The 25,745-nt window shown below is 65.4% G+C and carries 25 protein-coding genes; 3 read left to right on the top strand and 22 right to left on the bottom strand.

The window, feature by feature from the left end; all coding sequences use genetic code 11:
• Positions 1-80: 80 nt before the first annotated feature.
• Positions 81-806 (bottom strand): transglycosylase family protein, encoded by a 726-nt coding sequence (locus tag ACWGQ2_RS09805; protein ID WP_452016730.1) that lies wholly within the window; start codon positions 804-806, stop codon positions 81-83.
• Between the two features lie 415 nt (positions 807-1,221).
• Here ACWGQ2_RS09805 and ACWGQ2_RS09810 point away from each other — a divergent pair, with 415 nt between their 5' ends.
• Entirely contained in the window at positions 1,222-3,258 is a 2,037-nt protein-coding gene (locus ACWGQ2_RS09810) for an APC family permease (RefSeq protein WP_452016732.1), read from the top strand.
• A 35-nt stretch (positions 3,259-3,293) separates the two neighbouring features.
• Here ACWGQ2_RS09810 and ACWGQ2_RS09815 read toward each other — a convergent pair whose 3' ends face one another.
• Positions 3,294-4,295 (bottom strand): NAD(P)/FAD-dependent oxidoreductase, encoded by a 1,002-nt coding sequence (locus ACWGQ2_RS09815; RefSeq protein ID WP_452016734.1) that lies wholly within the window; start codon positions 4,293-4,295, stop codon positions 3,294-3,296.
• Between the two features lie 111 nt (positions 4,296-4,406).
• Between ACWGQ2_RS09815 and ACWGQ2_RS09820 the strand changes: the two genes are divergently transcribed.
• Positions 4,407-5,003 carry a helix-turn-helix domain-containing protein gene (locus ACWGQ2_RS09820; RefSeq protein WP_452016736.1) on the top strand — a complete coding sequence of 199 codons (597 nt, stop codon included), beginning with the start codon at positions 4,407-4,409 and terminating at the stop codon, positions 5,001-5,003.
• 2 nt (positions 5,004-5,005) lie between these two features.
• Here the strand turns inward: ACWGQ2_RS09820 and ACWGQ2_RS09825 are convergent, their stop codons facing one another.
• The 15 genes from ACWGQ2_RS09825 to ACWGQ2_RS09895 all read right to left on the bottom strand — a co-directional run bounded on the left by ACWGQ2_RS09825 (position 5,006) and on the right by ACWGQ2_RS09895 (position 19,747).
• A complete protein-coding gene (locus tag ACWGQ2_RS09825; protein ID WP_452016738.1) occupies positions 5,006-5,629 on the bottom strand; it encodes a hypothetical protein in 624 nt (207 codons plus the stop codon).
• Between the two features lie 59 nt (positions 5,630-5,688).
• Positions 5,689-7,068, bottom strand: coding sequence for a replicative DNA helicase (dnaB, locus tag ACWGQ2_RS09830; RefSeq protein WP_452016740.1), 1,380 nt, complete (start codon positions 7,066-7,068; stop codon positions 5,689-5,691).
• A 568-nt stretch (positions 7,069-7,636) separates the two neighbouring features.
• A complete protein-coding gene (gene rplI / locus ACWGQ2_RS09835; protein ID WP_055242872.1) occupies positions 7,637-8,086 on the bottom strand; it encodes a 50S ribosomal protein L9 in 450 nt (149 codons plus the stop codon).
• 18 nt (positions 8,087-8,104) lie between these two features.
• Positions 8,105-8,344: a 30S ribosomal protein S18 gene (gene rpsR, locus ACWGQ2_RS09840; protein WP_003800144.1), complete on the bottom strand. Its 240-nt coding sequence runs from the start codon at positions 8,342-8,344 to the stop codon at positions 8,105-8,107.
• Between the two features lie 102 nt (positions 8,345-8,446).
• Positions 8,447-8,995 (bottom strand): single-stranded DNA-binding protein, encoded by a 549-nt coding sequence (locus ACWGQ2_RS09845; RefSeq protein WP_154579185.1) that lies wholly within the window; start codon positions 8,993-8,995, stop codon positions 8,447-8,449.
• A gap of 68 nt (positions 8,996-9,063) precedes the next feature.
• On the bottom strand, positions 9,064-9,369 hold the full coding sequence (gene rpsF / locus ACWGQ2_RS09850) for a 30S ribosomal protein S6 (protein ID WP_091600910.1): 306 nt from the start codon (positions 9,367-9,369) through the stop codon (positions 9,064-9,066).
• Between the two features lie 211 nt (positions 9,370-9,580).
• A complete protein-coding gene (locus ACWGQ2_RS09855) occupies positions 9,581-10,858 on the bottom strand; it encodes a M18 family aminopeptidase (protein ID WP_452016743.1) in 1,278 nt (425 codons plus the stop codon).
• 146 nt (positions 10,859-11,004) lie between these two features.
• Positions 11,005-11,880, bottom strand: a complete 876-nt coding sequence (locus ACWGQ2_RS09860) for an ABC transporter permease (protein ID WP_452016745.1) — start codon at positions 11,878-11,880, stop codon at positions 11,005-11,007.
• Entirely contained in the window at positions 11,877-12,833 is a 957-nt protein-coding gene (locus tag ACWGQ2_RS09865) for an ABC transporter ATP-binding protein (protein WP_452016747.1), read from the bottom strand. Before ACWGQ2_RS09865 ends, ACWGQ2_RS09860 begins: the two co-directional genes overlap by 4 nt.
• A 164-nt stretch (positions 12,834-12,997) precedes the next feature.
• Positions 12,998-13,852: an ABC transporter permease gene (locus ACWGQ2_RS09870; RefSeq protein WP_452016749.1), complete on the bottom strand. Its 855-nt coding sequence runs from the start codon at positions 13,850-13,852 to the stop codon at positions 12,998-13,000.
• Entirely contained in the window at positions 13,849-14,796 is a 948-nt protein-coding gene (locus ACWGQ2_RS09875; protein WP_452016751.1) for an ABC transporter ATP-binding protein, read from the bottom strand. The genes ACWGQ2_RS09870 and ACWGQ2_RS09875 overlap by 4 nt, the downstream gene beginning before the upstream one ends.
• 29 nt (positions 14,797-14,825) lie before the next feature.
• Positions 14,826-15,668: an ABC transporter permease gene (locus ACWGQ2_RS09880; RefSeq protein WP_452016753.1), complete on the bottom strand. Its 843-nt coding sequence runs from the start codon at positions 15,666-15,668 to the stop codon at positions 14,826-14,828.
• Complete coding sequence (locus ACWGQ2_RS09885) at positions 15,665-16,711, bottom strand: ATP-binding cassette domain-containing protein (protein WP_452016755.1); 1,047 nt, start codon at positions 16,709-16,711, stop codon at positions 15,665-15,667. Before ACWGQ2_RS09885 ends, ACWGQ2_RS09880 begins: the two co-directional genes overlap by 4 nt.
• 100 nt (positions 16,712-16,811) lie before the next feature.
• Positions 16,812-18,011 carry an MFS transporter gene (locus ACWGQ2_RS09890; RefSeq protein ID WP_452016757.1) on the bottom strand — a complete coding sequence of 400 codons (1,200 nt, stop codon included), beginning with the start codon at positions 18,009-18,011 and terminating at the stop codon, positions 16,812-16,814.
• Positions 18,012-18,064: 53 nt separating this feature from the next.
• On the bottom strand, positions 18,065-19,747 hold the full coding sequence (locus ACWGQ2_RS09895) for an ABC-F family ATP-binding cassette domain-containing protein (RefSeq protein ID WP_452016759.1): 1,683 nt from the start codon (positions 19,745-19,747) through the stop codon (positions 18,065-18,067).
• A gap of 117 nt (positions 19,748-19,864) precedes the next feature.
• Between ACWGQ2_RS09895 and ACWGQ2_RS09900 the strand changes: the two genes are divergently transcribed.
• Positions 19,865-20,185 (top strand): putative quinol monooxygenase, encoded by a 321-nt coding sequence (locus ACWGQ2_RS09900; RefSeq protein ID WP_422399909.1) that lies wholly within the window; start codon positions 19,865-19,867, stop codon positions 20,183-20,185.
• A 29-nt stretch (positions 20,186-20,214) separates the two neighbouring features.
• Here the strand turns inward: ACWGQ2_RS09900 and ACWGQ2_RS09905 are convergent, their stop codons facing one another.
• The 5 genes from ACWGQ2_RS09905 to ACWGQ2_RS09925 all read right to left on the bottom strand — a co-directional run bounded on the left by ACWGQ2_RS09905 (position 20,215) and on the right by ACWGQ2_RS09925 (position 25,733).
• A complete protein-coding gene (locus tag ACWGQ2_RS09905; protein ID WP_452016762.1) occupies positions 20,215-20,490 on the bottom strand; it encodes a hypothetical protein in 276 nt (91 codons plus the stop codon).
• 50 nt (positions 20,491-20,540) lie between these two features.
• Positions 20,541-21,638 (bottom strand): hypothetical protein, encoded by a 1,098-nt coding sequence (locus ACWGQ2_RS09910; RefSeq protein ID WP_452016764.1) that lies wholly within the window; start codon positions 21,636-21,638, stop codon positions 20,541-20,543.
• Between the two features lie 138 nt (positions 21,639-21,776).
• Positions 21,777-23,222 carry a phytoene desaturase family protein gene (locus tag ACWGQ2_RS09915; RefSeq protein WP_452016766.1) on the bottom strand — a complete coding sequence of 482 codons (1,446 nt, stop codon included), beginning with the start codon at positions 23,220-23,222 and terminating at the stop codon, positions 21,777-21,779.
• Positions 23,215-24,291, bottom strand: a complete 1,077-nt coding sequence (locus tag ACWGQ2_RS09920; protein ID WP_452016768.1) for a lipid II:glycine glycyltransferase FemX — start codon at positions 24,289-24,291, stop codon at positions 23,215-23,217. The genes ACWGQ2_RS09915 and ACWGQ2_RS09920 overlap by 8 nt, the downstream gene beginning before the upstream one ends.
• On the bottom strand, positions 24,288-25,733 hold the full coding sequence (locus tag ACWGQ2_RS09925) for a glycosyltransferase family 87 protein (RefSeq protein WP_452016770.1): 1,446 nt from the start codon (positions 25,731-25,733) through the stop codon (positions 24,288-24,290). The genes ACWGQ2_RS09920 and ACWGQ2_RS09925 overlap by 4 nt, the downstream gene beginning before the upstream one ends.
• Positions 25,734-25,745: the final 12 nt, after the last annotated feature.

Below are 25,745 nucleotides of genomic sequence, written 5' to 3' on the forward strand. Positions count from 1 at the left end.
GCTGCACCGGATGATGCACTTAAAAAGAAGAACGGCCGGACACCCTTGGAGGGTGTCCGGCCGTTTTCAGCAGGTACCGGTTAGGCCGGCAGCTGCAGGGCCTGTCCGGTGAGGATCAGGTCCGGGTGGATGACGTTTCCGGAGTTGGCTGCGTACAGGGCCTGCCAGCCACCTTCGATGCCGAGCTTCTCGGCGATGGCGGACAGGGTGTCGCCGGCCTGAACGGTGTAGGTCTCACCGCTCACCGCGGGAGCCGGAACCGCAGCGGCAGGGGCCAGCGCAGAAGCCGGAACCTCTACCGGTGCCACGGCCTCAGGCTGTGCCGGGGCGGTGTAGGTCTCCACCGGGGCCGGGGCCGGGGCCGCCGGGGCCTCTGCCGGAACGGAGTAAGTCTGAACCGGGGTCTCGGCAACAGGTGCCTGCTCCACCGGGGTTGCTGCCTGCGGGTTGGCGGTAGCGCCGGTCATGCCCAGCTTGGCGGTGCATGCGGGCCAGGCGCCGGGGCCCTGCTCAGCCAGGACACGCTCGGCAACAGCAATCTGCTGTTCACGGCTTGCGTTGGAGGGGTCGCCGGTGCCACCGAAAGCAGCCCAGGTGCTGGGCGTGAACTGCAGGCCGCCGGAGAATCCGTTACCTGTGTTGATGCTCCAGTTTCCACCGCTTTCGCACTGTGCCAGGGCATCCCAGTCCATGGAGGCTGCGTTGGCCGGAGCGGCCATGCCGGCCAGGCCGGCAGCGCCGGCACCAGTGATGGCAGCGGCGGCAAGTCCACGACGGACGTAACGGGTGATCTTCGAGTTCTTCATTAGCTGTATCTGCTCCTAGGACCCACCTACGCTCAGCCCGTCCCCGGGCTTCATAACGTCGTCGCCTGCCCCCGACTGAATAGAGGTCTGGTTGGATGCTCCCTCAGCAGCGACGTGAGGTGGCGAGGGGCACCTGTGCATTTCTTCGGCCGCACCAGCCAATCTGGTGCTGCCGGCCGGATCAGCTTCAGCTCTTCGGGACCCGGCTACCGCCCGTGAATCGGGCACTCATCCAAGGTAGGGAAGACACAAATCGATATCAAACCGAGACCTTCCATGGCGTGTCGTGACCAGCCGTGCGATCCGCGTGCTCATGCCGATCGAGGCCGGTGATGTGGACTTGGCCACAGGCCGTGGATAACCGGGTTTCTAACTGTCTGGACTTGGCCTTGCAACCGGTCTATGGTTTGTCCTCGTGCTCACATTCTTCAATGCGCTCAAGCGCATTCTGGTGGGGCGTCCATACGGCAACGAGCAGCTCTCCCGCACACTGCTGCGCAAGCGCGTGGCCCTGCCCGTGTATGCCTCGGATGCGCTGTCATCCGCCGCGTACGCACCGGATGAAATCCTCCTCACCCTGGCCCTGGCCGGCGTCGCCGCCGTAACCCTGTCCCCCTGGGTTGGACTCGCCGTCATTGTGGTTCTGCTGACCGTCGTTGCGTCCTATCGCCAAAACGTCCACGCCTACCCTTCCGGTGGCGGCGACTACGAGATTGCCAGTGAGAATCTGGGACGCCGGGCCGGGCTGACGGTTGGCTCTGCCCTGCTGGTGGACTACGTGCTCACAGTCGCGGTTTCAATGTCCTCCGCCGCGCAGTACCTCGTCACCGCTGTGCCGGCGCTGCATGGGCGGCAGGGCCTGCTTGCCGCAGCCGGTGTAATCATTCTGATGCTCGTCAACCTGCGGGGAGTTCGGGAAGCGGGCTCCGTATTCGCGGTGCCGACTTACCTTTTCCTGGCCTCAGTGCTGGGTATGTGCGCGATCGGTCTCTTCCAGGCTGCAACAGGCACCCTCAAGCAGGCACCGTCCGCCGGTTTTGACCTCCTCCCGGAGGCCGGGCTCGACGCCGGACTCACCGGTCTGGCCGGAGCCTTCCTGCTGCTGCGGGCCTTCTCCTCCGGCGCCGCAGCCCTCACCGGCGTGGAAGCGATCAGCAACGGGGTTCCCACGTTCCGCAAGCCCAAGAGCCGCAACGCCGCCACCACACTGCTGCTGCTCGGAGGCCTGGCGGCCGCCATGCTCGCCGGCATCCTGGCCTTGGCAAACCTCACCAAAGTCCACTTTGTGCAGGACCCGGCCACGCAGCTCCTCGAGAACGGGTCACCGGTGCAGGACTACATCCAGCATCCGGTTATCAGCCAGCTGGCGGAGACGGTGTTCGGAGACGGCTCGCTGCTCTTCTACGTCGTGATCGCGGCCACCGGACTCATCCTGGTGTTCGCTTCCAACACCGCTTTCAACGGTTTCCCGATCCTGGCGTCGGTTCTCGCCAAGGACGGATACCTGCCGCGCCAGATGCGCACCCGCGGCGACCGCCTGGCGTTCAGCAACGGCATCATCGCGCTGGGCCTGGCCGCACTGGTGCTGATCCTGATTTTCAACGCTGACGTCACCCGGCTGATCCAGCTCTACATCGTTGGTGTGTTCGTCTCCTTCACAGCCAGCCAGCTGGGCATGATCCGGCACTGGACCGCGAAGCTGCGCACCGAACGCAAAGCCGAGGACCGGCGCCGGATGCTCCGCTCCCGGCTGATCAACTCCTGCGGTTTCGGGATGACGGCACTGGTGCTGGTGATAGTCGTGGTGACCAAGTTCCAGCATGGTGCCTGGATTGCCCTGTTAGCCATGGCATTCCTCTACGTAGTGATGGACAGCATCCGCCGCCACTATGCCGCGGTGGCCGAAGAGCTGCGTGTTGAGGAAGATCCCTCCGTGCTAGCCCTGCCCAGCCGGGTCAATGCCGTCATCCTGGTCTCCAAGGTCCACAAACCCGTCCTGCGGGCCCTTGCCTATGCCCGCGCCTCGCGCCCGTCCAGCTTGAACGCGATCATCGTTGACCTGGATCCGGATGAAACCGAGAAAACGGTCCGCGAATGGGAGCGGCTGCGCATCCCGGTGCCGCTGACTGTGCTTTCCTCCCCGTACCGCGAGACCGTCTCACCCGTGCTGGCATACCTGCGCGAAGCCCGCCGCTCCTCGCCGCGGGAACTGTTTGTTGTCTACATTCCCGAGTACGTCGTCGGGCGCTGGTGGGAACAGCTGGTGCACAACCAGACTGCCCTGCGCATCAAGGCCCGCCTGCACTTTGAACCAGGCATCATGGTTGCCAGCGTTCCGTGGCAGCTGGCCTCCAGCCGGGATGCAGCTGTTGCTTCACGGCAGGCAACAGAGCAGGCCCAGTCCGGGCAGGATACCCAGCCGGGAACAGAGTCAAAGACGCCGGGGGCGTAGCGCGCGGGCACCGGTTGGCACCCGCGCCTTGCGTCTCAGTCCTGCAGCACTCCCCCGCGCTGCGCCGCCACAGCCGCTGCCGTATCCTCCGCAATCAGCTCCGCGTTGATCGCCGTAGCCGCAGCCAGTCCGGCAGACGCCGCACCAATGACCTGCGTCATGGGAGAGGTGAGGTTACCTGCGGCAAAGACCCCCGGGACTTTCGTCACACCGCTGGAATCTGCCGGCACTGCCGTTCCGACGGCGAGGTCGCCAAAGTACTGCTCCTCTGCAGCGATTCCTACCCCGGCAAGGTAATCAGCCCGTGCCCGCAGCCGCGTCAGCACCACCAGTGCCTGCCGGGACACGAACTCCCCTGAGGCCAGCCGCACCCCGGTCAGGCCGGCATCACCTTCGACGGCGGCGACGGCTCCGGCCACCACCCGGATTCCGCGGGCAGCCAGCTGGATTGACTGCTCCGTGTCCGGTTCTCCGGCGTCGTTCAGGAAAAGGACAACATCTTCGCACCACTGGCGCCACATCAGTGCCTGATGCATCGCGGTGTCCAGATCCGTGGCCAGCACACCCAGCGCCTTCCCGCCGGCTTCCCACCCGTGGCAGTACGGACAGTGCAGCACATCAGTCCCCCAGTGGCCGGCAAGGCCAGGGATATCCGGCAGTTCGTCCAGTGCGCCGCTGGCGGCAAGGACCCTGCGGCACGTCAGCACAGTGCCGCCCTGCAGGGAAACCCTAAACGTGCCGTCCCCGGCACGCTCAACGTTTTCCGCCCGGCCGTCCAGGATGGTGCCGCCGTAGCTGCGGACTTCGTCCCGTCCGACGGCGTAAAGCTCACCCGGTGCCGCACCCTCCCGGCCCAGGTAGTTATGCACGTGGCCCGCCACTGCATTGCGCGGTTCGGCCGAATCAACGACTGCCACCTTCCGGCGCGCGCGGGACAGTGCCAGCCCGGCACTGAGTCCCGCTGCCGCACCTCCCACTATGACGACGTCGTACTCCACCGCGGCCGGAACGTTCTGTTCCTGCGTCTGGTTAGTCATGGATGCTCCTTGGGCCATTCGGCCGGCACGTATACCGGCCCTCTGCCCGTTAGTCTTCTGCCCGTCAGCCCCGGGCACAACAGATCTTGCCGTTATGGCAAGATCAGGCTCATGAACCAGGACAATCAGGGAATTGTTGCCGGCATTGGCGCCCGGCTGCGCCACCTCCGCAGCCTGCGCGGCCTGACTCTCACGGCCGTGGCAGGCACCACCGGGATTTCGCTGAGCACCCTCTCCCGGCTGGAGAGCGGGCAGCGCAGGGCCACACTCGAGATGCTGCTTCCGCTGGCCCGGGCCTACGGCGTCACACTGGATGAACTTGTTGGCGGTCCGCAGACCGGAGATCCACGCGTGCACATGCGCACGTCGAGGCACCGCGGGGCCACCGTCATTTCGCTGACGGAGACGCCCAGCGGGATTGGTGCGTTCAAGTACATTCTTCCGGCACCGAGGCAACCCGAGGTCCCGGACCTGAAGACCCACGACGGGTATGAATGGCTCTATGTACTCAGCGGCCGGCTGCGGCTGCTGCTCGGCAGCAGCGAACTCATCCTGGGCGCCGGTGAAGCGGCGGAGTTTGAGACCCGGGTGCCGCACTGGATGGGAAACGCGGATGAGGCCGCCGTCGAATTCCTGGCACTGTTCGGGCCGCAGGGCGAGAAGGCGCATGTCCGCGCCCGGCCCGCTGACCCGTGCAAGCGGTCCTGACCTTACGCCTTGGCGCCGCTTCCCCGGCCCGCAAGCACAGAGCGGTAGGCGTAGTCCGTCAGGCGTCCGTCCCGGTGGGCAAGTTCAACCCGCTCAAAGGAGCGCGGGCCGGCATCGCTGTACGGGAAGTGAATCAGCTCTGCAATAAGCTCCCATTCCTCGACGATGCCCTCGATGAGTTCGTCGGGGGTTTCTTCCGGTCCGGGGCCGCCGCCCAGCACCGTCCAGCCGCCTTCCGGCACGCGGTAGGACTCCAGCCGCTCCAGGTCCGCCTCCAGCTCCGCGAGTGTGGCATATTCGCGCTGGGCTGACGGGGGAACTGATCCGTCGGGGGTTGCGAGCTGGCTGACAAACCCGGTTTCCACGGGGAAAACGGAGGTGGGCACAGGCTCACCCTCTTCCAGGTAGGCAGGAAGCTGGGACGGCATCCAGCACCAGGCATCACCCTGATCGGGGCCGCCGGGCTGGGTTCGCTCACTGATCCAGCCGCGGGAGGTCAGCAGTTCTTCGCCTTCGTCACTAAAGAAGGTTCCTGCACCGGAGAGCACCCGGTTGGTTTCGTGGACCTGGCGGCGGGCCTGGCTTTTCTTGGCGGCAGCCTTTTTACGGGGCTTGGACTTTGGCACGGGGGCTCCTGGGGCTGGGTCACTGAAAATGCGGGCGGAAGGAAACCCGGCCCCTAATTCTAGAAGCCGGAGCCGCCCTCAACAGCCATGTTGGAGAACCTGGAGTAATGGCCCTGGAAACCCACGACGATGGTCTTGGTAGGACCGTTACGGTGCTTGGCCACGATGACGTCGGCTTCACCGGCCCGCGGGGACTCCTTGTCGTAGATGTCCTCACGGTGAAGCAGGATCACCATGTCTGCGTCCTGTTCGATCGAGCCCGATTCACGCAGGTCCGAAACCATCGGCTTCTTGTCGGTGCGCTGCTCCGACCCACGGTTCAGCTGCGAGAGCGCGATCACGGGAACTTCAAGCTCCTTGGCCAGCAGCTTCAGGGCACGGGAGAACTCGGAGACTTCCTGCTGGCGGGATTCAACGCGCTTGCCGGAGGACATCAGCTGCAGGTAGTCCAGGACCACCAGCTTGAGGTCGTGGCGCTGCTTAAGCCGGCGGCACTTGGCGCGGATCTCCATCAGGGACATGTTGGGGCTGTCATCGATGAACAGCGGCGCGTCGTTCATGCGGCCCATGGTCGTGGCGATCTTGCCCCACTGCTCATCCTTGATGGTGCCCTTGCGCAGGTCCTGCAGGCCGATGGTGGCCTCGGCGGAAAGCAGGCGCATGGCAATCTCATTCCGGCCCATTTCCAGGGAGAAGAAGACCGTGGTCATGTTGTGCTTGATGGCCGCGGAGCGGGCAAAGTCCAGGGCGAAGGTGGACTTACCCACTGCGGGACGGGCCGCAATGACGATCATCTGGCCCCCGTGCAGACCCTGGGTCAGCTCGTCGAGCTCGTAGAAGCCGGTGGGAACACCTGTCATGCCTTCGCCGCGGTGGCCGGCGGACTCGATTTCATCCACCGTTCCCTCGATGATGTCCTTCAGCGGAACGTAGTCCTCGGCCGTCCGCCGTTCGGCTACGGCGTAGACCTCTGCCTGGGCCGCGTTGACCAGATCATCAACTTCACCGTCATTGGAGTAGCCCAGCTGCACGATCTTGGTGCCGGCGTCGACCAGCCTGCGAAGGACGGCACGTTCGCGGACAATCTCTGCGTAGAACCCGGCGTTGGCCGCCGTCGGGACGGACTGGATGAGCGTGTGCAGGTAGGCGGGGCCGCCGATGCGGGTGATTTCCCCGCGCTTGGTCAGCTCGTCGGAGACCGTCACGGCGTCAGCGGGCTCGCCGCGGCCGTAGAGGTCAATGATTGCCTCATAGATGGCCTCGTGTGCCGGGCGGTAGAAGTCGACGCCGCGCAGCACCTCCACGCAGTCCGCAATCGCGTCCTTGGAGAGCATCATGCCGCCGAGCACCGACTGTTCCGCTACCAGATCCTGGGGCGGCGTCCGGCCAAAATCGGAGGTGCGGGTTGATTCAGCGGAATCCGCATGTGCAAGCGACACGAGGCCACCCTTTCAAAGAATGTTCTATCCACGGGCTCCGTCAGGCAGACCCGGAATGCATGTATGGCTGGCTGTATTTGTAGCCGACGGCACTGACAATGGGCGTCTCTGCCCGCCGTGCCCTCGCCGATACTTTTCCGGATGCGCCGATGAGGGAGTCCACCGCAACCGTAGCCCCGTAAGGCGCCCTCAACAAACGAGTTATCCACAGGCACTGTGGATACCCTGTTCATAACTGGGCGTGTCTTGTGCACAGGTTGGGCATAAGGCTGTGGACAACAAATTTGTTTCAGTCCAAATATGTCTCTGACTAGGCACGATGCTTCTCCACACCTGTGCACAGCGAAGTATTTTCGGCAACATTCAGCCTCAACCTTCAGGTTGACAGAATCCTTAAAGGGGCATACGGGGAGCGTTATCCACAGCCGCTATCCACATACTTGTGAGCTACTCGAAATTATCTGTGCCGGTAAGTCTGCTGAGCATTGTGGCGCCGGAAATGCAGCAGCGCCCCCTGCCTCACAGAGGCGGGGGGCGCTGCAGATCACGCAGTGCGAGGCGATCGGTACTAGCTGGCAACGACCTCGAGGTCGATAACAGCAGCAACGTCGTCGTGCAGGCGGACGTTGGCCTGGAAGGAACCAACCGACTTGATGTGAGTCGGCAGTTCAACCTTGCGCTTGTCGATGCTGCCGAGGCCGGCAGCTTCAACAGCAGCGGCAACGTCAGCGGGCTTGACCGTGCCGAAGAGGCGTCCGGACTCGCCGGCCTTGACGGTCAGCTTGACCGGCTTGGCGGAGAGTGCAGCAGCCTGCTTCTGGGCATCTTCCAGCGAAGCGTGCTCGCGAGCAGCGCGGGCAGCCTTGATGGACTCAACCTGCTTCTCGCCGCCCTTGGTCCAGGTCAGAGCGAAGCCGCGGGGCACCAGGTAGTTACGTGCGTAACCGTCCTTCACCTCGACGACGTCGCCTGCAGCACCGAGACCGGTGACTTCGTGGGTCAGAATGAGCTTTGCCATGAGTTAGGTTCCTTTCCTTTAGCCGCGGCCAGCGCCGGAGTAAGGCAGGAGTGCAACTTCACGGGCGTTCTTGATTGCCTGTGCGATCTTGCGCTGTTCCTGCACGGTTACGCCAGTTACGCGACGAGCGCGGATCTTTCCGCGGTCGGAAATGAACTTGCGCAGCAATGCTACGTCCTTGTAGTCGATGACAGTGATGTCAGCGGCCTTCAAGGGATTGGACTTTGGTTTGGGCTTGCGAAGTTCAGCCTTAGCCATCGTGGAGCTCCTTATGTCTAGTGGAGCCCGTGGATCAATTCCACGGGATGGGCTCGACGGCGGTTGCCGTCAGAGGTTGTGCCTTGCGGCACTGGGTATTGCTTAGAAGGGCGGATCGTTGGAATCCGGGCCGGCTCCCCAGCCGCCTGAGTTGCCGCCTGCAGGGGCACCCCAGGGATCGTCCGCAGGTGCGGACTGCTGCTGCTGGCCGCCCCAACCGGAGTTGGAGTTGCCGCCGAAGCCGCCGCCGGCATTGCCACCGAAGCCACCGCCGCCACCGCCGGAGCGCTGGGTGCGGGTGACCTTTGCGGACGCGTAACGCAGCGAGGGGCCGATTTCGTCGACCTCAAGCTCCATAACGGTGCGCTTTTCGCCCTCTTTGGTCTCATACGAACGGGACTTCAGGCGGCCCTGGCAGACGACGCGGGTTCCCTTGGTCAGGGACTCGGCGACGTTTTCCGCAGCTTCACGCCAGACCGACGCACGGAGGAACAGCGTTTCGCCGTCCTTCCACTCGTTGGACTGCCGGTCGAAGGTGCGCGGCGTCGAGGCAATGGTGAAGTTCGCCACTGCTGAACCGGACGGGGTGAACCGGAGTTCCGGATCGTTCGTCAGGTTTCCGACCACGGTGATCGTTGTCTCGCCTGCCATTTATGCCTCCTGGTGTCTCGGCCCGGAATGCCCGGGCCTTTCGTTGACGAATAAAAGGTGGACCGAAATTACTCGGCAACAACCTTCTGGTCTTCGGGGCGGATGATCTTGGTACGCAGGATGGTCTCGTTGAGGCCAAGCTGGCGGTCAAGCTCAGCAGCAGCTGCAGGGCTGGCGGTGAAGTTAACCACCGCGTAGATGCCTTCAGACTTCTTCTTGATGTCGTAGGCCAGGCGGCGACGACCCCAGATGTCTACCTTGTCGACGGTTCCACCCTCGTTGCGGACAACGTTGAGGAACTTGTCGAGCGAAGGCTCCACGGTACGCTCTTCGACCTCGGGGTCGATGATTACCATCAGTTCATAAGCACGCATTTGTGAACCCACCTCCTTTGGGCTATACGGTCACGGTCTTTCCGTAACAGGAGGTTCTTTAGCGTTGTCTTTGCATCCCGGGCCGGCGGGGAACCCGCGTTATGCCCAGGAGCCTGCCAGCCGAAGCCGACAGCACAGACTTCCCTATCCTATCGGATTTTCTCCACTGCAAAGTTCACCTGTGGATAGCCAGCCGCTGCGGACCCGTGCACTACCGGGTGAAAAACGCCTCGGCGGCGCGGGAGAGCTGGAACGGGTCCTCGACCCCGGCCATCTCCCGCGCCGAATGCATTGAGAGCAGCGGAATGCCGACGTCGATGGTGCGGATTCCCAGGCGGGTCGCGGTCAGCGGGCCAATCGTGGAACCGCAGGGAATCGAGTTGTTGGAGACGAATTCCTGGTAGGGCACCCCGGCTTCCCGGCACAGCCCGGCCCAGTACGCAGCGCCCGGGGCATCGGTGGTGTAGCGCTGGTTGGCGTTGATCTTCAGCAGCGGGCCGCCGTTCAGCACGGGACGGTTGGCCGGGTCATGGCGCTCGGCGTAGTTCGGGTGCACGGCATGGCCGGCATCGGCGGAAATGCAGAAGGACGCCGCGAAGGCGCGCTGGGCGTCCGTGGTGGAGGCACCGAGGCCCGCGCTGATGCGCGCCAGGACGTCCTCGAGGAAGGGGCCGGCCGCGCCGGAGCGGCTGCCGCTGCCCACTTCTTCGTGGTCGAAGGCGGCCAGGACGGCGATCGACCCGGAGGCCTTGGTTCCGGCGGCGGTTTCCATTGCCCGCAGGCCGGCGTGTACCGAGGAGAGGTTATCCAGCCGGCCGGAGGCAAAGAATTCCGAGTCGGCACCGAAGATGCGGGCGGGCTGCGTGTCCGCGGCAACGACGTCGTATCCGCCGATCTCTTCACGGTCCACGCCTGCTTTGGCGGCGAGCAGCCCCAGGAGGTCCGCCGCCGCTGGATCACCCAGGCCCCAGACCGGGTTCATGTGCGCCTGCTTGTCCAGCTTCAGCCCCTCGTTCACGGCGCGGTCCAGGTGGATCGCCAGCTGCGGGAAGCGCAGCAGCGGGCCGGTGGCAACCAGGTGCTCGACGCCGTCGAGCGTCACCAGCCGCCCGGCCAGCTCCAGTTCCCGGTCCAGCCAGGAGTTCAGCAGCGGACCGCCATAGACCTCCACGCCGGCCTGGAGCCAGCCGAACTTGCCGGTTGTGGGAGAGGGCTTGAGCTTGAAGGTGGGTGAATCGGTGTGCGTGCCGAAGATGTTGAATCCAGTGCCCGGCGCGGCTCCTTCCGGAACAATCCAGGCGATGAAGGCGCCGTCGCGGACCACCACATACTTACCCGGCGCGGCCGGCCAGTTCGAGTCTTCGCGCAGCTCGGTGAAGCCGGCGGCCTGCAGCCGGTCTGCTGCGGTGCGGGCGGCGTGGAAGCTCGACGGCGAGGCGGCGACGTACTCGCCGAGGTCAGTGACGTGTTCGTGCGGCGTTGGATTCATAGTCCGATTCAACCAGAAAGCGCGGACTGCCGGACATGACAGTGGAGGGGAACGCGGCCGTTCGTTCCGCGTTCCCCTCCACCGGGTTTATTTCGCTCAGTGTTTTGTCAGCTGAGCTTTTTTGTCAGGTCCTGGCCAAACAGGTCCTAGACGTCGCGGCGCTTATTGACGATCAGCGCTGCGAGGATCAGTGCGACTGCCCATCCACCCAGGACCAGTCCGCCTTCGAGCTGGTTCAGGGCGCCGTCGGCAATCTGGGTAGCAACCAGCTGGCTTCCGGCGCTGCTGGGCAGGAAGCGGGCGGCGTCGGGAATCCAGTCGGCCAGGCCGGAAATCAGCTGGACGATCACCGGCAGGACAAACAACACGCCAATGATGGTGACTACGCCGCCGGCTGTGCTGCGCAGCAGCGAACCGGTGGCTACACCCATAATGGCAATGCCAGCCAGGAGCGTTCCGGTGTTGATGATGCTGGGCAGCACCCAGGGAGCGTCCAGGCCGAAGCCCAGATCCTCCGGCGCCAGCAGCGGCTGGCTGACCAGGAAGCTGGCAAAGGCACCGACGACTCCAATCACAAAGGCCACCAGGGCGATGATGATCGCCTTGGCAAGCAGTGCCGGCGTGCGGGTGGGAACAGCCACCATGGTGGAACGGATCATGCCGGTGCTGTACTCGGAGGCCACGAGGACCACGGCAAGGGCAGCGATCAGCAGCTGGCCAAAAAGCGCGCCCGATGCCGGAGTGTCATAGACCATGGCCTGCAGGTCCATGCCGCCCCCGACGCCCATGGCCGGGCCGAGGCTTGGATCTTCCGCAAGCATCTGGGCAGTAGTGGCCCAGCTCCAGGCCACAAGTGCCGCCAGCCCCACCATGACCACCAGGGTGACGGAGAGCAGGATGACGGTGGAGGGCAGGGTGGTTACCTTGATCCATTCCGAGCGCAGGACCCGGGCGAAGTTGACGCCGCTGCCGTCGGTGCGGGCCGTCCGGCGGGACGGCGCGGGTGCGGTTGTGGTGCTCATGCTCGGGTTCCTTCCACAACAGGCTCGGCGGCAGCCGGTTCCTGGCTAAATCCGTGGGACTTGTATTCGACGTCGTCCCGGGTGAGTTCCATGTAGGCGTCTTCAAGCGAGACCTGAATCGGAGTCAGCTCCGTGAGCAGGATTTGGCGGTCCAGGGCGATCTCCGCGATGGAGCGCGAATCGGCGCCGCTGATTTCGAAGAGGCCGTCCGCAAGCCGGTTGATCTCCGCGCCCTGTCCTTCAAGGAGGGGCAGCAGATCAGCCGCGTTGTCGGTGCGTACCCGGGTGCGCTGGCGTCCGCCGCCGTCGATGATCTCCTGGATGGGTGCGTTCGCGATGATGCGGCCGCGCCCAATCACAATGAGATGGTCTGCCGTGACAGCCATTTCACTCATCAGATGGGAGGACAGGAAGACGGTGCGGCCTTCGGCGGCGAGGCCGCGGGCCAGGTTACGGACCCAGAGCACACCTTCGGGATCGAGGCCGTTGACCGGCTCGTCGAGGATCAGCGTGTGCGGATCTCCCAGCATGGCGACGGCGATGCCGAGCCGCTGGCCCATGCCCAGCGAGAAACCGCCGACGCGCTTCTTCGCGACCGGGCCCAGCCCGGTGAGCTCGATGACTTCGTTCACCCGTTTGTTGGAGATGCCGTGAGTGGCAGCCATTGCACGCAGGTGGTTGTAGGCCGACCGGCGGGTGTGCACTGCCTTGGCATCCAGCAGGGCCCCAACCTCATGGAGCGGTGCCTTGTGGCGGGCGTAGGGCTTGCCGTTGATGGTCACGTTTCCTGAGGTGGGACGGTCCAGTCCCACGATCATCCGCATGGTCGTCGACTTGCCGGCACCGTTCGGGCCCAGGAAGCCGGTGACTTTTCCTGGTTCGACGGTGAAGGAGACATTGTCGACGGCGGTCTTGCTGCCGTAGCGCTTGGAGAGGCCGTGTGCCTCGATCATAGTGATCCTCATCTAGGAGCGTTCAAGTACGGGGGTGTGCCTCCACACTATGCGCCAGCGCTCCGCTGCGGACCGGCCCTAGGGATGAATCAGGGCAAAACAGGCGTCCACCTTAGGGATGACTCAGGGACCTCCCGGAGCACTCCGGATGGACGGGGGCCGGTTTAGACGTCCCGCTTTCGAATGACGACCATGGCAGCGGCCAGCAGCACCACCGCCCAGCCCGCGAGGATGAGTCCGCCTTCCACTTGGTTGAAAGCCTCGGGCTGTATTCGGGTGGCTACCAGCTGGCCTGCCGCGCTGCTTGGCAGGAAACGGGCGGCGTCTTCCACCCAGTCCGCCAGGCCGGTGAGCAGGCTGGCGATGATGGGCAGCACGAACAGCGCGCCCACCAGGGTGACCACTCCCCCGGCGGTATTGCGCAGCAGGGCACCAATGGCCACGCCCATGACCGCAATGAGCGCCAGGACGGTACCGGTATTGATGATGGAGGGCAGCACCCATTCCGCATCCAGTCCGAATTCAAGATCGGATCCGGAGAGGATGGGCTGAGCCAGCAGGTACGTCGTGAAGGCCGCCAGGACACCCAGCAGGAAGGAGATGACGGCGATTACCAGGGTCTTGGCCAGGAGTGCCGGGATGCGGGTGGGCACGGCCACCATGGTGGAGCGGATCATGCCGGTGGTGTATTCGGAGCCGATCAGCACCACTGCCAGGGCCGCGATCAGAAGCTGCCCAAACGGCAGGCCCGCGGCCGGTACGTCGTACGCAGCGCTCTGCAGGGACTCGCCGATCCCCTGCGGCGGGCCGGACTCCGGGTCGCTGGCCAGCTGGACGATTCCCCACGCCACCAGGGCTCCCAGGCCAACCATGACCACAAAGCTCACGGCCAGCAGAATGAGCGTTGACGGCACGGTGTTCGTCTTGATCCACTCCGAGCGCAGCACCCGCCCGAAGGTGACCGGGCCGCCGGACCAGGTGCGCGGGGTGGGGGATGCCGGGGCTGCTGCTGTACTCATGGGGCCTGTCCTTCGGCTGCCGGGAGCGCCTGCTCATTGACGGATCCGGACCGGTACTCAACTTCGCCGCCGGTCAGTTCCATATAGGCGTCTTCAAGGGTTTCCTGCTGCGGGATCAGCCCGGTGATCAGAATGCCGCGGGAGAACGCCGCTTCGGCAATGCTGCGGGCCGAGAGCCCAATGATCTCCAGCTCGTCCTCACCCTGCCGCTGCACCTGAACACCGCCGGAGCGGACCGCGGCCGCCAGCGCATCGGCGTCGTCCGTGCGCACCAGCACGCGTTCCTTCTGGCCGCCGGTGAGGACCTCGTCGATCGGAGCGTCGGCCAGGATCCTTCCGCGGCCAATCACGATCAGATGGTCTGCGGTGACAGCCATCTCGCTCATCAGATGGGAGGAGATAAACACGGTCCGTCCCTCGGCAGCCAGGCCCTTGACCAGATAGCGGACCCATTTCACGCCCTCCGGGTCCAGTCCGTTGACCGGTTCATCCAGGATCAGGGTCTGCGGGTCGCCCAGCATGGCTGCCGCGATGCCGAGCCGCTGGCCCATGCCCAGCGAGAAGCCGCCGACCCGTTTCCGGGCCGCCGGGCCAAGCCCGGTCAGTTCGATGACCTCATTCACGCGCGCCGCCGGGATCCCCTCGGTCGCGGCCAGAGCACGCAGGTGGTTGTAGGCGCTGCGCCTCGGGTGGACGGCCTTGGCCTCAAGCAGTGCACCGACCTCGTGCAGCGGCATCCGGTGCCTGGCATACGGCTTTCCGTTGACGATGACGTTCCCTGAAGTCGGATGGTCCAGGCCCACGATCATCCGCATGGTGGTGGACTTTCCTGCACCGTTGGGCCCGAGGAATCCGGTCACCTTTCCGGGCTGGACTGCGAAGGTGATGCCGTCGACGGCGGTTTTGCCGCCGAATCGTTTGGTGAGTTCACGTGCCTCGATCATGCTCTGTCCTCTGGTTCGAAGGGGTGGGCCTAGCGGGAACTCACCGCCTCGAACTTGCGGACGGCCAGGGGCACAAACACCACGAGCATGATGGCGGAGCCGATCAGGACCGTGGTTATGGGGTTCTGCATGGGCCAGGTGTCCGGCACCGGCGTTGACCCCAGGTTTCCGAAGAGCTGGCGGACGGCCTGGACCAGCGCGGAGACCGGATTCCAGTCGGCGATGGTCCGCAGCGGTTCCGGCAGCGTGGAGCTCTGCACAAACGCGTTGGAGATGAAAGTGATGGGGAACAGGATGATGAAGGAGGCGTTGTTGATCGCTTCCGGCGAGCGCACGGACATACCCAGCAGGGCCATCACCCAGCTGAAGGCGTAGGAGAACAGCAGCAGCAGACCCACGCCGCCCAGGAAACCCCAGAAGGATGTGTTCACGCGCCAGCCCACCAGCAGGCCGGTACCCATCATGATGATCACCGAAATGCCGTTCAGCACCAGGTCCGAGTTGGTCCGCCCGATCAGCACCGCCGAAGGACTCATTGGCAGGGTGCGGAAGCGGTCAATGATCCCTTCCTTCAGGTCCTGGGCCATGGCTGAGCCGGAGAAGGTTGAACCGAACACCACCGTCTGCGCAAAAATGCCGGCCATCAGGTACTGGGTGTAGTTGGTCCCGGCCACCTGGATGGATCCGCCGTAGACCTGGCTGAACAGCAGCACGAACATGATGGGCTGCAGCACCGCGAACACAATCATGTCCGGCGTGCGGCGGATCTTGATCAGATTCCGTTTGGTGACGGTCCAGCCGTCCGAGATCCAGCTTCCGGCGGTGGTGCCGGAACTGGCCTGGAACCGGGCTGTGGCGGTTGCGGCGCTCATCGTGCTGCCTTCGCTTTCCTGGCGTCTTCCTTCTCGTCCTCGGTGGTGTGTCCGGTGAGCTTCAGGAACACGTCATCAAGGGTGGGGCGCCGGATACCGGCGTCGTGCAGTTCGATTCCTTCGGCAGCCAGGTCACGGAGCACCTGCTGCAGCGCGGACGGCCCTTCGGTCACTGCCACCTCCAGCGCGCGGCCGTCGCTGGCGGTCTGGACCTCACCGCTGCCGTACCGCGCCAGGATTTCCCGCGCGGTGCCCGAGTCGAATCCCTCGACCAGCGCCACGGCGACCCGGTGGCCGCCGATCCGTGCTTTCAGCTGGTCAGAGGTTCCTTCAGCGATGACCTTGCCGCCGTCGATTACGGCAACCGTGTCCGCCAGCTGGTCTGCTTCCTCCAGGTATTGGGTGGTCAGCAGGAGGGTAGTTCCGCCTGCCACCAGTGACTTGATCACGTCCCAGAGCGCCAGCCGGCTGCGCGGGTCCAGGCCGGTAGTTGGTTCGTCCAGAAACAGAACGCGCGGATTGTTGACCAGGGCACCGGCGAGGTCCAGCCGGCGGCGCATACCGCCGGAATAACCCTTCACCGGCCGGTTCCCGGCATCTGCCAGGTCGAACTGCTCGATCAGTTCCGCGGCCCGCCGGCGGGCCGCCTCCGTGGGCAGGTGGTAGAGCTTGCCGACCATCCGCAGGTTCTCGATGCCGGTCAGGTTCTCATCCACCGCGGCGTACTGGCCGGAGACGCCGATGATCCGGCGGACGTCCTTTGGCCGGGCCGCGACGTCGATCCCGTCGATGGACGCGGTTCCCGCGTTTGGCTTGATCAGGGTCGTGAGCACCTTGACCGCCGTCGTTTTTCCGGCGCCGTTGGGACCCAGCAGAGCCGTGACGGTGCCCTGTGGCACACCGATGTCCAGGCCGTCGAGCGCAAAGACCGGCCCGGACTTGGACTTATAGACCTTGGTGAGGCCACGTGCCTGAATCAGCGGATCGCGCCGGCCTTCCGAGACCGGGCGCACGTGGTTGTGGGGGTTGGAGGGAAGGGACATGCGAACAGGTTAGGACTGCCCGCATCCGCTGAATAGGGCTTTCCCGGACAGCTTCGGTCCTGAACCGCAACAGAGGCCGGTCTTTGGCTGGAAATGCCCGTTACTCGGCAGGATTGCCGGCGTCGAGCTCTTTGGATTTCGGCTCGGCAGCAGCCGGCGCGAAGACGATGGACATAAGCATCGCCGCGGCCACAACAAGCAGCGCGTTGCGCAGGCCCCAGTACTCGCCGAGGAAGCCCAGCACAGGCGGTCCGACGAAGAACGCGGTGTAGCCCAGCGTCGAGACGACGGAGACCCTGCCTGCTGCATGGGCGGGGTCATCACCGGCCGCGGAGATGCCCATTGGGAACCCCAGGGCCGCACCGATGCCCCAGAGGATCACGCCGGCACCCGCGAGCAGGAGGTTCGGGGCGAAGACAAACAGCAGCAGGCCGGCCAGTGACGCTCCCATGCAGATCCGGAGTGCGGGAACCCTGCCGATGCGGTCGATCAGCCGCCCGCCGACCCACCGGGTAATGGTCATGGCGGCGACGAACACGCCGAACATCACGGCGCCTGCCGTTTCCGAGGTGCCCAGGCCGTCCACGGTTGCCTTGGCCACCCAGTCATTCGCTGCACCTTCGGTGAGCGCCGCTCCCAGGACAACGACGCCGATGAGCAGCGTGCGTCCTTCCTTCCACGCACCGAAGCTGGAGGGGCGCGGTGCTGCTTCGGTGTGCTCAGGCGGGGCGCTGTCCGGCAGGAAGGCCCTGGGCACCAGGGTGACCAGCACAACCGCGATCACCACGATTCCCACCAGGTGCAGGGAGAGGCTGACTCCCGCTGCCGAGAGTCCGGCGCCGATCATCGCGCCCACGAAGGCACCGCCGCTGAAGGCCGCGTGGAACTTGGGCATCAGCGTCCGGCGCAGCCCGCGTTCCACTTCCGCCCCTTCAAGGTTCATGGCGACGTCCCAGAGTCCGATTCCCGCGCCGAAGATCAGCAGGCCGCCCGCTGTGAGCGGAATCGAAGCCACCGCCAGGCCGGCGGCAACCACAAGGGCCGCGGCGGAGGCGAGGAGCCCGCCAAACCGGACGGCGTTAGCGGTTCCGATGCGCTGGGCCAGCGCCCCGGCCAGGGGCAGGGAGGAAACGGATCCAACGGCTGAGAAGAGCAGCAGCACTCCCACCCCGGCTGAACCGATGTCCAGTGCCTGAGCGGCGGCAGGAATCCGGGCCGCCCAGCTGGCGAAGATCATCCCGTTCAGGGCAAAGACAGTGAAGACAGCCAGCAGAGCCCGGTCCAGGGTTTTGGTGTTCACATCCTCATTCTGGAGCCCGGACCCCGCATCAGGGAAATAAGCCGGTACGCCGGTCAGCGGACCCGCTCGACCCGCTTTTCATCCCAGACCGGCTCTTCGGACTCATAGACCCGTCCGTCGGATCCGAAGACCAGGAACCGGTCGAAGCTGCGGGCGAACCAGCGGTCGTGCGTTACCGCCAGTACCGTTCCTTCGAAGGCTTCGATGGCCTTCTCCAGTGCCTCCGCGGAGTGCAGGTCCAGGTTGTCGGTTGGCTCGTCGAGCAGCAGCAGCGTGGCGCCGGAGAGTTCCAGCAGCAGGATCTGCAGCCGTGCCTGCTGGCCGCCCGAGAGCGAGTCGTACTTCTGCTCGCCGGAGGAGGCCAGGCCGTAGCGGTCCAGGGCGCCGGCGGCGGCTTCCCGGCCCAGCCCGGAGCGGTGCTCGTCCCCGCGGTGCAGGATGTCCAGCAGGGTCTTGCCCAGCAGGTCCGGGCGCAGCATGGTCTGGGCGAAGAAACCGGGCCGGATCCGTGCCCCCAGCTTGACGGTACCTTCATGCGGCACGGGGGCGATCTCCACCTCGGAGACCGGTTCGTGTTCCTTGTCCGGATCGCTGCCGCCCAGGGCCAGCAGCCGCAGGAAGTGGGACTTGCCGGAACCGTTGGATCCCAGTACCCCAACGCGGTCGCCAAACCAGATCTCAGTGCTGAACGGTTTCATCAGCCCGGTCAGCTCCAGCTTCTGGGCAACCACGGCACGCTTGGCGGTGCGCCCGCCGCGCAGCCGCATCTTGACGTTCTGCTCGATCGGCAGCGCTTCGGGCGGACCTGCTTCCAGGAACTTGGCCAGCCGCGTCTGGGCGGCGTGGTACCGGTTGGCCATGTCGGAGCGGAACGCTGCCTTGTTCTTGTACATGTTGACGAGTTCCTTGAGCTTCACATGCTCCTCGTCCCAGCGCCGGCGCAGCTCCTCGAAGCGTGCGTTGCGGTCCTCCCGGGCCTTGATGTAGCTGCCGAACCCGCCGCCGTGGATCCACGCCGAGGCACCGTTGATGCCCGGCTCCAGCGTCACGATCCGGGTTGCTGCGTTGGCGAGCAGCTCGCGGTCGTGGGACACGAACAGCACGGACTTCTTCGATTCGGCGAGCTTGGCCTCCAGCCAGCGCTTGCCCGGCACGTCCAGGTAGTTATCCGGCTCATCGAGCAGCAGCAGCTCATCCGGACCGGAGAACAGGGCCTCCAGCACCAGACGCTTCTGCTCACCGCCGGAAAGCGTGCTGGCCTGGCGGTACTGGGCGGTGTCAAACGGCATGCCGAGGGCGGCCGTGGTGACTTCATCCCAGACGGTTTCCTGTTCGTAGCCGCCCACGTCTCCCCAGTCCGCAATGGCCTGGGCATAACGCATCTGGGTGGGCTCGTCGTCGTTCTCCATCATGGCCTCTTCGGCCTCATCCACCGCGCGCGCCGCAGCGGCAATGGCGGGAGGGGCAGCCGAAACCAGAAGGTCCCGGACGGTGCTGCCGTCACGCACCTGGCCTACGAACTGGCGCATGATGCCCATGTTCCCGGAGCGGGAGACGGTGCCTTCGTCGGGTTTGATGTCCTCGGCAATGATCCGCAGCAGGGTGGTCTTGCCCGTGCCGTTGGGCCCGATCAGGGCAGTCTTGTGCCCCTCCCCCACCTTGAAGCTGACGCCGCTGAGCAGCTGCCTGCCGTCGGAGAGGAAATAGTCAATGCCGGATACGTCGAGATGAGCCACGCCTCCATCCTCCCACTGCGGGGCTGATCCTCCGTCAGCACTCCGCCGGCGTGACGGCGCGCAGCCCCGGGCATAGGATTTGAGTTCGAAGAATCCGCACAACCCCGGGAGAAAAAGATGATCTTCATCGTCGTCAAGTTCAAGGTCAAGCCGGAGTGGACTGAGCGGTGGCCGCAGCTCACCGCCGATTTCACCGCTGCCACGCGCGGCGAAGAGGGCAACCTCTGGTTCGACTGGTCCCGCAGCCTGGAAGATCCGAACGAATTTGTCCTGGTTGAGGCATTCAAGGACGACGCCGCTGCCGCGCACGTGAACAGCGATCACTTCCAGCAGGCCATGAAGGACATGCTGCCGGCGCTGGTTGAGACCCCGCGGATCATCAACACGCTGATCGAGGGCCAGGAATGGTCCAGGATGGGCGAACTCGAGGTCAAGTAGCGCCGTCATTCCCCGCTGGAGCGGGCCGGCTACTCCTTGAGGGAGAACCCGGCGCGCTCCAGCATTTCGCGCAGGTCCACTACGGTCTGCTCGTCGATGTCCTTGCCGCGGGGCGGGGTGAGATAGTCGGTTTGCCCTGCGATGGTGACCTCATACTTGCCGTTGTGTTCCCGTGTGGTGTCGGCAACGGCGTCGAGCAGGGACCGCACACGCTTCCATTCGATGTTGTGGGACACCGGGTGGCGCAGGATCTCGTTGAGTGTGTCCCGGTGGTGGTTGCTCAGATGTTCAGGTGTGTCCGTCATGGGAACCTCCTCGTTCAAGTTCCCCACGCCGCGCGTTCCAGTGCAAGGGGTCAGGGCCTGAAGTCCAGGCCCAGGCTCTCCCCCGCCACCTCCACCGCGGAGCTGAAGCTGATGTTCACCAGGTCAGAGCGGCTTTCCCAGCGGCCCGCCCCGTTGGTGTCCTCCTGGTACTGCGCCCTGGCCTTGCCTCCGGCGGCATACAGGACAAGCCCCGACTCCGCCGTCCCGGTGATCCGGTACTCCGGCGCGCGCACCAGCTCCCACCGCAGCTCCCGGATCCGCTCCGGCCCGTAACCCGTGTAGGCCGCGTTGGGGCACGCCGCGGGAGCGGATTCCGACTGCTGGAGGCACTGCGCCAGGTAGGCGTCCGCCTGCGCATGGACTTCCGCCTCCAGCTCCGCATTTGCCGACGCATGCAGCCGGACCGGGTTCGGGTTGCCTGCCATTCCCGGGTCCACCACCACCGTTTTCCCTGGACCATAGCTGAGGTACCGTTCCCGGGGGCCTTCAAAGAGGTAGGAACCGGGAAGCAGCAGTACATCCACGGGGCTCTCTCCCGGCGGCAGGTCCAGTTCAGTTCCGTTGATCAGGATCCGGCCGGTACCGGCCGGGACTTCCACCTGCACTGTCCGTGCAGCAGTCGGCTCAAGCTGCCACGCTGTGAAGATGATGGCCTGGGTTCCGTTATCCTTCAGCCGGAACCCAACCGTGCTCCGATTGCCGTTCCGGTCAACGAGTGCCTGAACCTCCGCCTTTCCTCCGCTGATCTCCTGGCCGAGGATCTCGAAGCCGGTAATCCGCTGGCCCGCAGCCGGATAGACCGCCGGGTCCGCCGGTACAAGTGCCCCGGTCTCCGGCAGCAGCGAGAGCGCTGCGGCCTGGTCCCCGGAGGCAAGCGCTGTGAGATAGTCCTCCACCACGGCCTGCGGTCCCAGCACGTTGTGGCTCATGAACCGGTAACCGAAGACGGCGGCGGCCAGCAGGAGCGCAGCCCCGGCAGCGGCCAGCAGCAAAGCGGAATACCGGCGGGTGCGCCCGGGATGCCGGCGGCGTCCCCGGCGCCGGGTGGGCCGTCCGGTGTGCTCATCAAACGTGTCCGGGGCAGGTGCTTCGGAACGCCCGGAGCGTGCTTGTGTTGAAAGCGTCATAAGAGGTCCCCCGGCTGCGCAGTGGCTGAGGCTCTGATCCAAAGCCACGGTCCCTAGGACCGTGTCCCAAGATACCGCCAGGTCCGCTGCGGACCCGTATGACGCCGCGCACGCGGCACCGTTTTCGTAACCTTGCGGCTAGGCCGCCGGAGCGAGTGAAGGCAGCGGCAGGCCGAACACGGTCCGTAGCGCCCGGGTGGCAGCGTGGTAGCCGCCCATTCCGTGTACTCCCGGCCCGGGAGGAGTGGACGCCGAGCACAGGAAAACCCCGGGCAGCGGCGTCTTCCAGGGATCAGGAGAGAGGACTGGCCGGCGGAGCATCTGCCCCAGTGTTACGGCTCCGGCGCCGAAGTCCCCGCCAACATAGTTTTCGTTGTACGCCGCCAGGCCGCGCGCCGTCGTCGTCCGGGTTTCGACGATGACATCCCGGAAGCCGGGGGCGAAGCGTTCGATCTGCGCGGTGACCGCAGCCGCCATGTCCCGTTCTGATCCGGCCGGGACGTGGCAGTAGGTCCAGAGAATATGCCTTCCGGCGGGGGCACGGGAGGAGTCGAAGGTGCTGGGCTGGGACAGCAGCACGTAGGGCTTTTCCGGATGGCGGCCGGCGGCCACCTCGGCCTCGGCAGCGGCGGTTTCGGCCCGGGCTCCGCCCAGATGGACGGTACCGGCGGCGGCCAGAGCCGGGTTGGTCCACGGCACCGGAGCCGAGAGGATGAAATCCACCTTGCAGGCGGCATTGCCGTAGCGGAACCGCCGCAGAGCGCGTTCATACCGGGCCGGCAGCCGCCCCTTCGCCAGACGCAGCAGGCCGGCGGGTGCGGTATCGAGGATGACGGCACGCGAACCGGATAGTTCCCGGAGCGAATCCACCCGGTGTCCGGTTTCAAGTTCGCCGCCGTGGGCCTGCAGGTCCTCCACCAGCGCGTCCGCGATGACCTGGGATCCGCCCACCGGAACGGGCCAGCCAACGGTATGGGCCAGCAGCGCCAGCAGCAGTCCGCCGCCGGCAGAGGGCAGGGACGGCAGGCGGCCCACCGGGTGGGCCATCACGCCGGTCAGCAGTGCGGGTGCCGCATCTTCACTGAAGCGCCGGTTCCAGGCTCCGCTCCCCTGGTCCAGTGCCGCCAAACCAAAACGCAGCGCCGCCATCGGCTCGCGGGGGACCTTCAGCAGCGGGTCCATCAGTGTCCGGGTGATGGCTTCACTGTGCCGCACCAGGGGCTGCATCAGGGAGTTGTAGGCCTTGCCGTCCGGCCCGAGTTCCTGAACTGTGCGTTCCAGGCTGCGGTAGGCCACTGCGGCGCGCTCCCCGTCCAGCGGCTGGGCATAGGAAACCGCGGGGACCTCCAGCCGGATCCGTTCAGACAGGCCAAAATCCCGGAAGAACGGTGCGGCAAGCGCCATCGGGTGAATGGCGGAGCAAACGTCATGAAAGTGGTGCGGGCGCATCAGTTCACTGGTGCGCGATCCGCCGCCGGCGGTGGGCGCAGCCTCCAGGACACGCACGGACAATCCCGCGCGGGCCATGGTGACGGCCGCGGCCAGGCCGTTCGGCCCGGCTCCCACCACGGTTACATCAGTCACGGCCGGCCTTGGCACCGCGAAGGTTCAACAGGCGGGTGCGGGCTCTGCGCAGCTTGCCTGGAGCCTCCCGGCGGATCCGCAGGGCAGCCGCAAGTGCCCGGTAACGCAGGGGGTGCAGCGGGATGTCATAGGTGGTGGGGACGCTGACCACCGTCTTGGAGAAGTTGCGCTTGAAGGTAGTCACATTGGCCAGCGAGGGATAGTTCTCGCTCTCGATTCCAGTCAGTCCGCAGGCCGTGTTTCCCGCATCCTTGAGGACCTTGAACGCTTCCCAGAGCAGCAGGTAGGGGGCGTTGGTTTTCCGGGCGTCCCGGGAGCTGGCAGCGAAGTAATACACTGCGTAGCCGCGGTATTCGGTGGTGATCAGCCAGGACACCGGTTTGCCGTCGACGTAGGCCACCATCAGACGCAGGTGATCGCCCAGCTCGGTGAGCAGTGTCTCGTAGAAGGCTGAGTCGAAACTCGAGAACCCGTCACGGGCAGCTGTTTCCTGCATGATCGGGAACAGTTCGGTGCGGAAGACCTCCGCCCACTGCTCCCGGTCCACCGTGCGGACCTCAACGCCGAGCTTCTCCGCCTTGCGGATCAGGTTCCGGGCGTTGGGGCGGAACGCCGCGAAGATCTTCTCCGTGTCCGGGGTCAGGTCCACCACAATTTCGCGTTCATACCAGCCGTGCTCCAGCGGGCCGGTGACGGGGGAACCCGGGTGCTCAACCTGCATCCGCACATACAGCGGGTCCACGGCGGGATCCGTCCGGAACTGCTCCTGCACGGTGGCCACCAGGCGTGCTTCGGCCTCGGGGGTCCGCTCGGTAAACCACGTCGGCCCGTTCACCACTACGAGGGAGGGGCGCAGGCGCCGCCGTGAGCGCAGGTAACTGGCGCAGGCGACGAGCTTGGCGCCGTCGTAGTATGCCCAGATGCCATAGGGTTCCCGGCCCAGCCGGGTTTCGAAATCCGCCCAGTACGGGGTCTGTTCCAGGGGAATAACCACCCCGGGATGGCGTGCTGCCACGGACTCGAAGTCCTCGCGGGACAGCTGCTGGAAACGGTAGGGAGCGGGGGTCACATTGCTTCTTTCGCCGGGGCTGCGTCCGTCTCCAAGGGTACCCGAGGGCGGCGGCGCAGCCGCAGGCGCCAGCGGTCCGGGGCCTGGTTGAACGGTCCGCCCTGCGGATCATCAATGCCCATGCGGCGCACCGGATCCGTCCGGGGATCCCAGATGTCCATCACCACCCTGGCCATCAGGTACATGGTGGCTCCCATGTGCCCGGCGACCGAGAGGACGAACCAGCTGGAATCAAGGTTGTTCTCCGGTGCTCCCCCGCCCAGGATCGCAGCAAGGTAGAGCCAGATGGCCCACCAGTGCATCACTTCGAAGAACTGCCAGATCAGAAAATCCCGCCAGCGGGGTCTGGCCAGCGCCAGCAGCGGCACCAGCCAAAGCACAAACTGCGGCGAGTAGACCTTGTTCGTGAGGATAAATGCCGCCACGATCAGGAACACCAGCTGCGCCATTCGCGGGCGGCGCGGGGCCGCCAGGGCCAGCAGCGCGATTCCCGCACAGGCCAGCGCGAAAAGGAAGTATGCCCAGAAACCGATGAACGCGGCGTCGACCGCGCGTTCCGGGAAGGTGATGTTCCACGCCTGCCAGACGCTGGAGTTGCCGGCCCCGCGGTCCCGGGAAAACTCGTAGAAGTAATTCCAGCCGTCAAAGTCGCGAAGCATAAAGGGCAGGTTGACGGCCAGCCAGGTCAGGCCGGTGGCCGCAAAGGTCAGCGCGGCGGCGCGCAGTTTCAGGGTGCGCAGCGCCAGCACCAGTACCGCGCCCAGGATCAGCACCGGATAGAGCTTCAGCGCCGTTCCCAGGCCCAGAAGGACACCGGCGAGGACCGGCTGGTTGCGGGCGAAGGCCAGCATGCCAAGGGCAGCCAGCATCACCGCCCAGATGTCCCAGTTGATGAACATGGAGAGAATCATTGCCGGCGCCACGGCCACCATGGCGGCGTCCCAGGGACGCCGGTTGGCCATGCGCATGGTCGCAATAACCGTGACGATCCAGGCCACGGCAGCAAAGACGGCGTTCAGGTCGAAGTAGACCAGTCCGCGGGATTCCGCGTCCGCCGGGACCAGCCACGCCACGAATCCGGCCAGCAGTCCCAGCAGCACCGGATACTCGAACTCGGATCCGGGGCTGATAAACGGATACACGCCCGCTCCCAGGCCACGGGCACCAAAAAGGGCCGGCCAGTCCGAATAGCAGGCCTGGTAGAACTGGTTGGACCAGCCGTTGGCCCGGCAGGGAGTTTTCGCAGCCAGCGCCAGCAGGGCAGCCACGGTGGTGAGCAGAATCAGGACCCGCTGGACGGTGAAGAACCCCGGGGAAACGATTCCCGGGGCCGTGTACCGGCCCAGCGGTCCGCCCAGGACCTCGGTGAAGCGGCCCAGCAGCCGGTCATTCCGGCTGGGGACAACAATGCGCATGGGCCGGCGCCGGGGTGTGGGATCCATGCCTACCAGTAT

It is taken from the genome of Arthrobacter sp. NPDC055585 (genome assembly GCF_053619115.1).